Annotated in this window: 10 protein-coding genes; 1 reads left to right on the top strand and 9 read right to left on the bottom strand. The window is 65.0% G+C overall.

The features are described from left to right. Window positions 1-6: 6 nt before the first annotated feature. On the top strand, window positions 7-879 hold the full coding sequence (gene catR / locus I8746_RS09745) for an HTH-type transcriptional regulator CatR (protein WP_014860020.1): 873 nt from the start codon (window positions 7-9) through the stop codon (window positions 877-879). A gap of 132 nt (window positions 880-1,011) precedes the next feature. On the opposite strand, the gene I8746_RS09740 is transcribed toward catR, so the two are convergent. From I8746_RS09740 to I8746_RS09700, 9 genes are all read right to left on the bottom strand, one after another. Continuing rightward, the gene (locus I8746_RS09740) at window positions 1,012-1,854 is read right to left on the bottom strand and encodes a helix-turn-helix transcriptional regulator (RefSeq protein WP_003256114.1); all 843 of its coding nucleotides are present in this window, start codon (window positions 1,852-1,854) and stop codon (window positions 1,012-1,014) included. Window positions 1,855-1,907: 53 nt separating this feature from the next. After that, the gene (locus I8746_RS09735; protein WP_012051980.1) at window positions 1,908-3,320 is read right to left on the bottom strand and encodes an aminotransferase; all 1,413 of its coding nucleotides are present in this window, start codon (window positions 3,318-3,320) and stop codon (window positions 1,908-1,910) included. Window positions 3,321-3,354: 34 nt separating this feature from the next. After that, window positions 3,355-4,458: a polyamine ABC transporter substrate-binding protein gene (locus I8746_RS09730; protein ID WP_003256117.1), complete on the bottom strand. Its 1,104-nt coding sequence runs from the start codon at window positions 4,456-4,458 to the stop codon at window positions 3,355-3,357. Between the two features lie 416 nt (window positions 4,459-4,874). After that, window positions 4,875-5,576 carry an NAD(P)H-dependent oxidoreductase gene (locus I8746_RS09725; protein ID WP_017148265.1) on the bottom strand — a complete coding sequence of 234 codons (702 nt, stop codon included), beginning with the start codon at window positions 5,574-5,576 and terminating at the stop codon, window positions 4,875-4,877. A gap of 43 nt (window positions 5,577-5,619) precedes the next feature. Then, window positions 5,620-7,032, bottom strand: a complete 1,413-nt coding sequence (locus tag I8746_RS09720; protein ID WP_221100563.1) for an aldehyde dehydrogenase family protein — start codon at window positions 7,030-7,032, stop codon at window positions 5,620-5,622. Further along, entirely contained in the window at window positions 7,025-8,215 is a 1,191-nt protein-coding gene (locus I8746_RS09715) for a pyridoxal phosphate-dependent aminotransferase (protein WP_014756241.1), read from the bottom strand. Before I8746_RS09715 ends, I8746_RS09720 begins: the two co-directional genes overlap by 8 nt. Before the next feature lie 24 nt (window positions 8,216-8,239). Beyond that, window positions 8,240-9,469, bottom strand: coding sequence for an alanine racemase (alr, locus tag I8746_RS09710; RefSeq protein ID WP_012051976.1), 1,230 nt, complete (start codon window positions 9,467-9,469; stop codon window positions 8,240-8,242). A 34-nt stretch (window positions 9,470-9,503) separates the two neighbouring features. Next, on the bottom strand, window positions 9,504-11,111 hold the full coding sequence (locus tag I8746_RS09705) for a 5-guanidino-2-oxopentanoate decarboxylase (protein ID WP_221100562.1): 1,608 nt from the start codon (window positions 11,109-11,111) through the stop codon (window positions 9,504-9,506). Next, entirely contained in the window at window positions 11,104-13,221 is a 2,118-nt protein-coding gene (locus I8746_RS09700; RefSeq protein WP_221100561.1) for an acetate--CoA ligase family protein, read from the bottom strand. Before I8746_RS09700 ends, I8746_RS09705 begins: the two co-directional genes overlap by 8 nt. Window positions 13,222-13,233: the final 12 nt, after the last annotated feature.

Below are 13,233 nucleotides of genomic sequence, written 5' to 3'. Positions count from 1 at the left end.
GGTCTGATGGAGCTGCGCCACCTGCGTTACTTCAAAGTCTTGGCCGAGACCCTGAACTTCACCCGCGCCGCCGAGCTGCTGCACATCGCCCAGCCACCCCTGAGCCGGCAGATCAGCCAGCTGGAGGACCAGCTCGGCACCCTGCTGGTGGTGCGCGAACGTCCGCTGCGGCTGACCGAGGCCGGCCGTTTCTTCTACGAACAGACCTGCACCGTGCTGCAGCAGTTGCAGAACATCAGCGACAACACCCGCCGCATCGGCCAGGGCCAGCGCCAGTGGCTGGGCATCGGTTTTGCGCCCTCTACCCTGTACACCGTGCTGCCGGAGCTGATCCGCGAACTTCGCCAGGACAGCGAGCTGGAACTGGGCCTGAACGAGATGACCACACTGCAACAGGTGGAGGCGCTGAAAAGCGGGCGTATCGACATTGGCTTCGGCCGCATTCGCATCGACGACCCGGTGATTCACCAGCAGGTGCTGTGCGAGGACCCGCTGGTGGCCGTGCTGCCCAAGGGCCACCCCCTGGCGGGCAGCCCGCTCAGTCTGGCCCAGCTGGCTGGCGAAGCGTTCATCCTCTACCCGGCCAATCCCCGGCCCAGCTATGCCGACCACGTGCTGGCGCTGTTCGCCCACCACGGCATGAGCATTCGTGTCAGCCAGTGGGCCAACGAACTGCAGACCGCCATCGGCCTGGTAGCGGTTGGCGTCGGTGTGACCCTGGTGCCAGCATCGGTACAGCAGCAGCACCGTCCCGATATCGAGTATGTCGGCCTGCTTGATAGCGGCGCCGTCAGCCCCATCATCCTCAGCCGGCGCAAGGGTGATGTAAGCCCGATCGTGAAGCGGTGCCTGGCGTTGATCGAGCAACAGGCACTCTGAACACACCATGCCCACAGGGGCTGTATAGCCCTGCCCTATTGCCTATACCTGCCCCGTATACCCATCGGTATAGGGATGTTCCCATTGAGCTGTTTCATGCTGCGACACGTGAATCGCCAGGGCTCAAGACAGTCAATCAGAAATCATCGGCAAATGATCACCGCGTAACCAGTCGATAAACCGTGCAAACAACTCCGATTGCGAGTTGATCCCGAGCTTCATGTACAGGTTCTTGCGGTGCATGCGCACGGTCTCCGGCGAGATACCCAGCTCCTGCGCAGTAGATTTCACCGAGTGCCCGCGCAGGATCATGTGCGCCACTTCCCGCTCGCGGTCGGTCAGCACCTGGCAGCCAAAGCTGTCGAACGCTGCCTGCAGGCTGCCGCGCTCGGTTGATGCAGCGCCCGGTTCCAGGTTGTGCCGGGCATAGCGCCCCAGCAGTTCGCGCACCATCGGCTCCAACGCACGCAACAGGTCGACCTGCCCGGCATTCAGGCGCGTGCCGCTGCAGCCCTGGAACAGGCTCAGCGACAGCTTGCGGCCTGCGCTGAGGTCGACGATGTAGTAGCTGTCTTCACTGCAACCTGTACCCAGGTAATAAGCCTTGTAGTAGTCGCTGTCGAAGAAGTTGTCGGGGGCGATTTCCTGCAGGTGGTAGAAGCCTTCGGCCAGGCCGCTTTGCACGGCAAGGCAGAAAGGGTCCAGCAGGTAGCCGGCGCTGAAATAGCGCTCCAGCACGGCAGCCCGGTGCAGTTCAGGAATGCCTTGCTGGTACAGCAACTGCGGTGCCCGCCCCTGGCACTCAAGGCTGATCATCATCGACTCCACCTGCACCAACTGGCCGATGGCAGCGGCCACATACTCCAGCGCCTCGGGGGTTTCGCCATGGGCCAGGGCGCGCTGCAATGCCACGTGCCACTGCTGCAGCGCGCCCATTGTGAGGGTAAGCGGGGTATCGGGGGAGGCTTGGGTCATGCCCGGCAGTCTAGCCTGCCAGGCACGCCCGCGCACAGCCCTTTGCGCCAGGTTCATCGGCCTTGGTACAGGCCAAGCGCCGTGAGTTCACGCGCGGTTTCGAGGATACACTGGCGCAGGGTCTCGACGATCTCGTCCACCTGCGCATGGGTGATGATCAACGGTGGCGACATCACGTTCAGGTGCATGATCGGGCGCACCAGCAACCCTTTTTCCTGCGCCTTGCTGTGGATGCGTTCGCCGATGTTCACCTCATCGGCGAACAGTGCCTTGCTGGCCTTGTTGGCGACGAACTCGACACAGGCCATCAGCTTCATGCAGCGCACATCCCCCACCAGCGGCAGATCGCGCAGGCTCTGCAAGCGTTGCTCAAGGTAACCCCCCACGTCGTTGACATGATCGAGCAGTTGCTCGCGCTCGATGATCTCGATGTTCTTCAGCGCCGCCGTGCAGCACACCGGGTGGCCGCTGTAGGTAAACCCGTGGGTAAAGCAACGGCCCTTGCCTGGCTCGGCAATCACTTGCCAGATGCGCTCGGAAAAAATACACGCGCCCAGCGGCAGGTACGCCGAGGTCAGGCCTTTGGCGGTGGTGATGATGTCTGGGGTGACGCCAAACAGTTCCTCGCTGGCGAAGAAGGTGCCCAGGCGCCCGAACGAGGTCACCACTTCGTCGGCGACGAACAGGATGTCGTAGGTCTGGCACAGCTGCCACATGCGCTGGAAGTAGCCCTCGGGCGGAATGATCACCCCGCCCGAGCCCATGATCGGCTCGGCGAAGAACGCCGCCACGTTGTCGGCACCCAGCGACAGGATCTTGTCCTCGAACTCGGCCACCAGGTAGTCGAGGAATTCGGCCTCGTCCATGTCGTGCGGGGCACGGTACGGGTTGGGGTTGGAGACGTGGTGGATCAGGTCGTGGTGATAGTCGAACTCCGGCACCCGGTCGGCGGCCTTGTTGCCGATCGACATGGTCAGGGTGGTGGAGCCGTGGTAGGCGTTGTAGCGGGCGATGATGTGCTTCTTGTGTGGCTTGCCGCGGCAGTTCTGGTAGTACTGGATCAGCCGGTAGGCGGTGTCGACAGCGGTCGAGCCGCCGGTAGTGAGGAACACATGGTTCAAGTCGCCCGGCGCCAGCTGCGCAAGCTTCTGGCACAGTTCGATGGCCACGTCGTTGGCCATGTCGGAGAACGGGTTGGAATACGCCAGCTGGCGCACCTGGTCTGCGATGGCCAGGGCCATTTCCTCGCGGCCCAGGCCGATGTTGGTGCACCACATGCCGCCGACGGCATCGAGGAAGCGGTTGCCGTGGGTGTCACGAATGTAGGCGCCCTCGCCGGCGACGATGTTCAGCGCGCCTTGCTCGCGGTGCTCGTCGAACACATGGTAGCCGTGCATGTAGTGGGCCTTGTCGGCCTCCACCAGCGGGTCGTGGGCGATAGCGAATGCTGTGCTTGGGGTGGCCATGGGCAGCTCCTTGGCGAGAATGTTTGGGCAGTGTTCAGAAACCGGTCTTGACCGTGCTCCAGACCCGGGTGATGGCGCGCATGTCCTTGGGGCTCTGGGTTTTCTGCGCGAACAGGCGCTCACGGGTTTGTGCGTCGGGGTAGATGGCCGGGTCCTGGCGGATGTCGTCACGCACCAGCGCGGTGGCGGCGGCGTTGCTGTTGGCGTAGTGGATGTAGTCAGTGACCTTGGCCATGGTCTGCGGCTGCAGCAGAAACTCGATGAAGCGGTGGGCGTTGGCCGCGTGCGGCGCATCCTTGGGGATGTACAGGTTGTCGAACCAGATCAGCGAACCTTCCTGGGGGATGAAGAACGACAGTTTGATGTCCTTCTTCGCTTCCACCGCGCGGGCCTGGGCGGTGGCATAGTCACCGGACCAGGTCAGCGCCAGACAGACATCACCATTGGGCAGGCTGGTGAGGTAATTCACCGAATCGAACTTGCGAATGTAGGGGCGGATGCCCAGCAGCAGTTGCTCGGCCGCCTTGAGGTCGGCAGGCGACGCGCTACGCGGGTCCTTGCCCAGGTACTGCAGGGCCAGCGGAATGACCTCGGTGGGCGCGTCCATCAGGGTGACGCCGCAGTCGGCGAAGCGCGAGACGATCTTGGGGTCGAACAGCATGGCCAGCGAACCGATCGGCGCGTCGGGCATGCGCGCGGTGATCTTGTCGACGTTGTAGGTGACCCCCGAGCTGCCCCAGGTATAGGGCGCCGAGTACTTCAGGCCAGGGTCGTAGCCCTGCAGGTTGTTGACCACCTGCTGATCGAGGTTTTGCCAGCTAGGCAATTGCTGCTTGTCCAGTGCCTGGAACACGCCGGCGCTGATCAGCGGGGGGACCAGCGAGGCGTTGAGCATGACCAGATCGTAGCCGGAACGGCCGGTGAGCAGCTTGGTCTGCACGGTTTCGTAGCCATCGAAGGTGTCGTAGATGACCTTGATGCCGGTGGCCTTCTCGAAGTCGGCCAGGGTGGTTTCACCGATGTAGTCGGTCCAGTTGTACAACCGTAACGTGTTACCACTGTCCACCTCTGCCGCCTGGGCCAGGCTGGCGCCAGACGCCAGCAGCAGACCGCCAATCACCTTCAGTACCTTGCGCATGGCAACTCCATCGTGTGAGTGCTCCGGATCGAGCCGATGGGTTCACTATCGGTGGATTCGTCCAGGGGTGACATACCCCGAATGTGTGGGTGGTCGTTTTTTGGCAGGTGGCGCTGGAAGGTTTGCAGACCATCGTATGCCGACAAAATGTTGGGGCTGCTTTGCAGCCCTTTCGCGACACAAGGCCGCTCCCACAAGGACGGCGCAGCCTTCGAAGCTGGCGGTAATCCTGTGGGAGGACAGCGCAGCCTTCGAAGCTGGCGATAATCCTGTGGGAGGACGGCGCAGCCTTCGAAGCTGGCGGTAATCCTGTGGGAGGACGGCGCAGCCTTCGAAGCTGGCGGTAATCCTGTGGGAGCGGCCTTGTGTCGCGAAAGGGCCGCAACGCGGCCCCAGTGTTCAGTACAGGAGAAAGGTCACGTCAGCGGGTACAACGCTTCATCGAACTGCGCCAGGCGCGGGAACACCAGTGGCTGGTCGTCCGAGAGCTGCTCCAGACGCTGCCGGTATTGCTGCAGAAAGTCCTGCCGCGCAGCAGCACTGATGTAAGGCACATGCCAAGCCACGAACGGCGGCAGCACTTCGAACCCGACATAGGCCAGCGTGCCCCGCAGGATCGGCCGCAGCATGTCTTCCAGCGGCCCGTGAATCGCGCCATCGCCAAACATGTGCTCGCGCCCGCCCAGGGTCACGGTCACCAGCGCCCTCTTGCCGGCCAAGCCGCCCTGGTCGTAGAAGCGCTTGCCGCCATAGCACACCCCCGACACCAGCACACGGTCGATCCAGCCCTTGAGCATGGCCGGGGCCGAGAACCAGAAGATCGGGAAGTTCAACACCAGCAGATCGGCCCACAACAGCTTGTCCAGCTCCTGCTGGATATCTGCGGCAATGGCACCGCGCTTGACGCCCTGACGCTGCTCCAGCGCATACACGAGGTACTCGGGGTTCTCGCGCTGGGTAAAGTCATCGGCACTGGCCACCGGGTTCCAGCCCATGGCGTACAAGTCACTGACCTGCACCTGATGACCTTGGGCACGGAAGGTTTCCACAGCCTGGTCACGCAGGGCTGCCGTGAACGATTGCGGTTCGGGGTGAGCGTGGACGATCAGTACATTCACAAGCATTCTCCTCACACAAAACAGGTTATCTTGCCGCAGTGGTTCAGCACTGCACCGCTTTGACCTCGACGAACTCCGCCAGGCCCTCCTCGCCCCACTCACGGCCGTTGCCCGACTGCTTGTAGCCCCCGAACGGTGCCTGGTAGTTGAACGCGCCACCGTTGATGAAGCACTGCCCGGCCCGTATCTCCCGCGCCAGAGCCAGGCCCTGCTCGCGGCTGCCGGCCCACACTGCACTGGACAAGCCGAATGGCGAGTCATTGGCCAGGGCCAGTGCCTGGGCTTCATCGGCATACGGGATCAGGCACAGGACCGGGCCAAAGATTTCCTCCTGAGCGATGCGCATGCGGTTGTCGACGTCGGCGAACAATGTCGGCGCCACGTAGAACCCGCGCTCGATGCCGCCGTGATCACCGCCGCACAACAACCGCGCGCCTTCCTCCTGGCCCAGGCGGATATAGTCATGCACCGTGCGCCGCTGGCCTGCAGAACACATCGGCCCAAGGAAGCTGGCCGGGTCACGCGGGTCGCCCATGACCAATGCACGGGTCTCGGCCTGGGCAATGTCCAGCGCCTCGGCATAGCGGCTGGCCGGCAGCAGCATGCGGGTCAGCGCCGTGCAGGTCTGCCCCGAGTTGATCATCACGTCCTGCACGCCATGGCGCACCGCAGCCTGCAGGTCAGCGTCGGCGGTAATCAGCAGCGGCGACTTGCCGCCCAGTTCCAGGCATACCCGCTTTACCGTCGGTGCTGCTGCCTGCGACACCCTGACCCCGGCGCCGGTGGAGCCGGTAAACGACACCATGTCCACCTGCGGGTGCCGGGCCAGCGCCTCGCCGACCTTGGCCCCCGGGCCGCTGACCAGGTTGAACACACCCGCCGGCAGGCCAATGGCCTCGATCATATCGGCCAGCAGGAACGCGTGCAGCGGTGTTTCCTGGCTGGGCTTGACCACCACCGTACAACCCGCGGCCAGGGCTGGCCCCAGCTTGCCGATCATCTGGTGCAGCGGGTAGTTCCACGGGTTGATGAATGCGCACACGCCAACAGCATCGCGGTACACCAACGAGTTGCCGACTTCGCGCACCTCGTCCATCAGCCCGGCCAGTTCGGCGTATTGCTCCAACCCGGCAATCGGGCCTTCGACTTGCACCGCCTGGCACCACTGCACCGGCATGCCCAACTCGTCGGTGATGACCGCTGCCATTTCCGCCACACGGTTTTTCAGCTGCGTGGCCAATGCCCGGATGTACCCTGCGCGTACGCTGGAAGGTGCGCGCGACCAGCTATGAAAGGCCCTGCGCGCCGCCATCACCGCCCGTTCGACATCGGCCTCGTCCCCCAGCGGCACACGGCCGATGACCTGCTCGCTGGCGGGGTCGATCACCTCGGCCATGCCCTGCCCGCTCGGCACCTGCCAGGCCCCGTCGATGTACAGCCGTGCATACTCACGCATCGGTCTGCCCCTGCATCAGCTCGCCGGCGCAGCGGGCGATGCGCTGGCAGGCATCGGCCAGCGCCTCATTGCCCAGCACCAGGCCCAGGCGGATATGCCCGGCAGCGCTCGGGCCGAATGCCTCGCCGGCGAGCACCGACACGCCTTGGCTGTCCAACAGGTAGTCGGCGAAAGCCTGGGCGCTAAGGCCGGTTTCACGGATGTCGACCATCACGAACATGCCACCATCGGGCTTCAATGCCTTGAGGCCCGGGCAGCCGGCCAACTGCTCGCACACCAGATCGCGCCGCTCGCGGTAGGCTTCGCGCATGGCGTCCAGCTCTGGCAACGGTTGCTCCAGCGCCACCACGGCGGCATCCTGGACGAAGTCCGGCAAGCCGTAGAGCATGCACAGGGCGAGGTTTTCCAGATGCGTGGCCAGTGCTGTCGAGCTGACCACCCACCCCATGCGCCAGCCGGTCATGGCATGCGACTTGGACAGGCTGTTCAACGTTGCAGTGCGCTCGGCCATGCCCGGCAGGCTGCCGGGGCTGACATGCTCGCCTTCATACAGCAGCTCGCTGTAGACCTCGTCAGAGATCAGCCACAGATCATGGGCAATGCACAGTTCGGCCAGCGCCTCCCAGGTGGCGCGCGGCAGGCTCGCCCCCGAAGGGTTGTGCGGGCTGTTCAGCGCCAAAGCGCGGGTGCGCGGGGTAATGCGCTCGGCGACGTCACGCGGGCACACGCGAAAGCCATTCTCGGGCTTGACCGGTACCGGCACCACCTTGGCGCCACAGGCGCCGAACACGGCCTCGTAAGTGACATACATCGGTTCGGCAACGATCACCTCATCGCCTGGGTCGAGTATGCACTGGGCCACGCAGAACAGCGCGCACTGGGCACCCGCCAGCACGGTCACCTGGTCGACGCTCACCGCCTGGCCACTGCGCTGCCGGTGACGGTTGGCGATGGCCTGGCGCAGCGCCAGCTTGCCGCGTACATCGGCGTAATGGGTATGGCCAGCGCGCAGGCTGTCGATGGCCGCCTCGACGATAGGCGCGGGGGTGTCGAAGTCCGGGTCACCCACCGACAGCAGCAGGATGTCCTTGCCCTCGGCCTGCAGCGCCAGGGCGCGGTAGTGGATGTCCCAGGCCGCAGCCCCGTCGCCGGCGATGCGTTGGGTAAGCTTGGCGTAGCGCATGGCAATCTCCCTTCTTTGGCGGTTTCAGTCGACGAGGATCTTCGGGTTGGAACTGCCCCACACGGTGTACAGGTCGGCCAGCAACGCGCCGTTGATTTCTTCCATCTCGGCCTGGGTGATTTCGCCCCCGGCCTGCTTGCCGAACAGCACCACTTCGTTGCCCCCCTTCACGTCCGGGAAGTCGGTGACATCGACCATCAGCGTGTTCATCGACACCTTGCCCACGACCGGCACACGGTGGCCGTTGATCAGCACATGGCCCTTGTTGGTGAATACCCGGCGGTAGCCATCGGAGTACCCGACCGTAATGTTGGCCAGCCGCGAATCACGGGCCAGGGTGAAGGTGCGGTCATAGCCCACGGTGTTGCCAGCCGGATAGCTGTGCACCGCAGCCACGTGCGATTTGAACTGCATCGCACGCTTGTACTCGGTGCGCGCCGGCACGGTGTCACCGAACAGCGCGCCCCCTGTTCGTACCATGTCCAGGCGCGCTTCCGGCACCTCCAGCGTAGCGAACGAGTTGGCGGCGTGCAGGGTGAGCTTGCTGCGGTCGAGCTTCGCGTGCTTGATCAACCAGTCAGTCTGCTCGTTGAAGGCCGCCAGGCCCTTGCGGACATCGTCCTTGTCTTCCACGGCGAAGTGGGTCATCAGCGCGACCAGCTTGAGGTGCTTCTGGTCGGTAATCTGCAGCGCTTCGCCACGGCCGGACCAGGTGGCCATCTCCACCCCGTTGCGGCTCATGCCGCTGGAGTTGAGCGCCATGTGAATGCGCAAGGTCTTGCCATGGCGCGCGGCGATGGCATCGGCCTGGCGGGCAAATTCCGCGCTGCCCACCAGCTCTTCCATGTCGTACTGCAAGCCATCTTCCAGCTCGCTGAGGCTGGCCAGGCGAACCCGCACCAGTTGCCCGGTGAAGCCACTGGCGCGAACCACGCGGGCCTCCTCGTTGCTGGCCACCGCCACGCAGGGCACGCCCTGGGCGATGATCGATGGCATTACCAGGCCGATACCGTGGCCATAGGCATCGGCCTTGAGCACGGCGCACAGCTTGGACTTGCCGGCCAGCTCGGCCTGCAGCGTGCGGATGTTGTGCTGCAGGGCGCTGGCGCTGACTTCGACCCAGGCATTGCTGTTTTGCACGGTCAGGGCATTGGTACCGTTGTCCATCGACAGCGGGGGGGCGGCATACAGTGGGGCTTGGCCGGTGATCAGCAGGGCCAGGGATGCGGCCAGAAGTGTACGGCGAAATGGCATGTGGGTTTCTCTTGTTCTTTTGGTTGTTCGCGGCTTAACAGACGCAGGTGTGTTTGAGTTCGATGAAGGTCACGCCGGGTGTGGCGAAACCGCTGGCCAGGTCGGCCTGCAGCGCGTCCAGATCACGCGGCTGGCGCACCGCGCAACCAAAGGCACGGGCCAGGCCGATGAAGTCCGGATTACGCGGCAGCACGCCGACCGGCTCGATGTTCAGGCCGAGCATGTCATCGCGGATCTGCCCGAGGGCGTCGTTGTTCCACAGCAGCACCACCAACGGCCGGTCCAGTTCCTCTACAGCCGTGGCCAGCTCCTGGGCGGTATAAAGGAAACCGCCGTCGCCCACCAGCACCAGGCCTGGGCGATGGTCGGTGGCAAGCATGCCGCCAATACCGGCCGGCAGGCCGTAGCCGAGTGTGCCGTAGCCGGTAGGATGCAGCCAGCTGCGCGGCGCCCGGCTGGCGAAGGCGTAGTTGCCGGTGTAGGCCAGTTGGGTCATGTCGCTGCTGATGAACGCATCGTCGGGCAGCACGGCGGCAATGCGGTCAAGAATCGCCTGATGGGTGGCCTGCAACGGTGCATGCCCATGACGAATGGCCTGGCGCAGGTCGCTCACCGCTTCGCTGGCCTGAGCAGGGTCTCGGTCGAGTGCTGGCAGGTGTTCGAGCAAGCCGGCCAGGGTTTGCCGGGCATCACCTTGCAAGGCAATGGCACAGGGGTAGAAGTCGTTGAACTTGCGCGGGTCGATGTCCACGCGCAGCAGCTCACCAGTGATCGGCAGGCGCTCGCGCCAGAAGTCGGTGTCGGCCATTTCGGTGCCCACGGCAAGCACCACATCAGCCTGGCTGATCAGCTGCCAGCCGGGTTCCACGCACAGGCTGGAACCGGCATTCAGGGGCGCCTGCGGCGGCAGCAGGCCCTTGCCGGCCACGCTGGTGAATACCGGTGCCGCCAGCCGGGCGCTCAACTGCGCAAGTTGTTCGGCCGCATGCAGCGCACCACCACCCGCGATGATCATCGGCCGCTCGGCCGCTGCCAGCTTCAGGGCAGCCTGGTCGAGGCTTTCGCGGCACGGCTGGCCACGCTCGGGGCGGCGCACCACCTCATCGCTCCAGTCACGGCTGACGGGTGCGGCCAGCACGTCCAGCGGCACCGAAATGTGCACCGGGCGCGGCCGTTCGCTGTCGAACACGGCCCAGGCGCGGGCGATCAGCTCGGGCAGGTCATCGCCACGCAACGCCACGGCCGAGAACGCGGTGATCGGCGCAGTCATGGCGCGCTGGTCCTGGGTTTCATGCAGGCAGCCCCAGCCCTTGCCCAGGCTGGCGGTGTTGTTGACGCTGGAAATCACCAGCATCGGCACCGAGTCGGCATAGGCTTGGCCGATGGGGGTGGCGACGTTGGTCACGCCTGGGCCGGTAATGACGAAGCACACCCCCGGCTTGCCACTGACCCGCGCATAGCCGTCGGCCATGAAGCCGGCGCCCTGCTCGTGGCGGGTCAGTACATGGCGAATGCCACTGCCCGGCAGGCCGCGGTAGAGCTCCAGGGTGTGTACCCCAGGGATGCCGAACACGGTCTCCACGCCGTAGTTGGCCAACAACCGCACCAGCGCCTGGCCGGCCGTCAGGGTAAGGTCATTCATGTCGTTCTCCTTGCACCTGGCCGAGGCGGATCAGCGCGTCGACCGCGGTGGTGCCATGGGCACCGACCATCAATGGGTTCACATCCAGCTCCAACAGCTGCCCGGCGTTTTCGCAGGCGTAGTCGGCCACCGCACGGATAGCTGCGACCAAGGCGTCGAGGTCGGCAGCCGGGCGGCCACGGAAGCCTTGAAACAGGCTGGCACTGCGCAGGTTCAGCAGTGCGGCGCGGATGGCGCTGTCGGTGGTGGGCAACAACAGGCTGACACTGTCCTTGAGCAGTTCGACCAGCACGCCGCCGGCACCGATCACCAAGGCCAGGGCAAAGTCGTGTTCACGTTTGATGCCCACTATCAGCTCGGTCAGCGGCGGCTCGGCCATGGGTTCGAGCAGTACCTGGTCGAACGCGACGTGCGGGGCGTAGGCAGCGATGCGCTGGCGCATCTGCAACAGTGCAGCTTCCAGGGCGGCGGCATCACGCAGGTTCAGCGCCACCGCACCGGCTTCGGTCTTGTGCGGCAGCTGTGCGCTGACCGCCTTCAGTACCAGCGGGTATCCCACGCGGGCGGCGTCTGCCACAGCGCGCTCGGGCGTACTCAGCACACCTGCCGGCACCGGCAGACCGAAGGCGCGCAGGGCCTGCTTGGATTGCCATTCGTCCAACAGTCGGCTTTCGCCCGTGAGGGCCTGGAGGCACAGCGGTACCCGCGCAGCCTCGCCCTGGTCCAGTAACCGCTGGCGGTTCCTTTGGTAAGCGACGATGCGCCCCCAGGCCGCCAGGCCGTCTTCCACGCCCTGCAGGGCAGCGATGCCCCGCGCATGCAGGCGCTCACGCGCACTGGCAGGCAACAGTTCCGGGAAAGCCGAAGTGACGAAGCCGATCTTGCCGTGGCGTTCAACGGCATCGCAGTATAGCCCCAGCAGCAGGTCACATTCCTTGCGCTCGCCGGTGAACGCCGCCGGGTAGTCCAGCACCAGCATCGCCGCGCCCGCGGCGCCGCTCAGGGTACTGTCGAGCATGCGTTGCAGGGCGGCCTCATCGCCCCAGATGGCAGTGGTGAAGTCCAGTGGGTTGACCAGGTTGGCATAGCCCGGCAACACCTCGGCCAGTGCCGCCACCTGCCCTTGCTCGAGCTTCGGCAGTTGCAGATGGTGGCGTTCGGCATAGTCGGCAATCAGGCCGGCATCGCCGCCTGAGCAGGCCAGCGCAATCAGCTCGCCATCTGCCGGCAAGCGTCCGCAGGCTGCGGCCTTGAGCGTTTCGACAAAGCTCACCGGGCCGCTGACGCGGATCACGCCCAGGCGCTGGAACAGGCTGTCGTACAACGCATCGGAGCCGGACAACGAGCTGGTGTGGCTGAGCGCCAGTTCAGCGCCGATCTGCGAAACGCCCGTCTTCAGGGCAATGATCGGCGTACCCTGCTGCAATGCCTTGTAGGCGGCGCGTGCAAAGCCCGGCACGTTCTTCAAGCCTTCCAGGTGCAACCCGATGGCGGTTACCCGTGGGTCGTCGAGCAGCACATCCATCAGCTCGGCCACACCCAGTTGCGCCTGGTTGCCGACCGAGGCCATGTAGGCCACCGGCAGCGAGCGGTCGCTCATGGACAGGTTGTAGGCAAAGTTGCCGCTCTGGGTGAGGATCGCCACGCCCTTCTCCACCTGCTGGCCGCCATGGGCCACCGGCCAAAGGGCTGCACCGTGCAGGTAGTCGAGCAGGCCATAGCAGTTGGGGCCGAGCAGGGCCATGTTGCCGGCCGCAGCGAGCAGGCGCTGCTGCAACTGGCAGCCCTCTTCGCCGCTTTCGGCAAAGCCGGAGGCATAGCAGATGGCACCCCCGGCGCCACGCGCGGCCAGCTCGGCAACGCACTGCAACGTCAGCTCACGGTTGGTGGCGATGAACACCGCGTCCGGGGCGTAAGGCAAGTCGGCCACGCGGGCCACGCAAGGGATGCCTTCCAGGCTTTCATGCTGCGGGTTGACCAGCCACAGCTCACCGCCAAAGCCGCCTTCGGCGCAGCGCTTGAGCGCCCGCGCCATGCTGCGCCCGCCAACGAAGGCCAGGTGCCGGGGCGCCAGCAGGCGCTTGAGGTTGTCACGAATCGATTGCGACATGGGTGTTCTCCT

The sequence above is a fragment of the Pseudomonas sp. USTB-Z genome, from assembly GCF_019691255.1.
In the GTDB taxonomy this organism is placed as follows: domain Bacteria; phylum Pseudomonadota; class Gammaproteobacteria; order Pseudomonadales; family Pseudomonadaceae; genus Aquipseudomonas; species Aquipseudomonas alloputida.
This window is presented reverse-complemented; position numbering and strand designations above follow the sequence as displayed.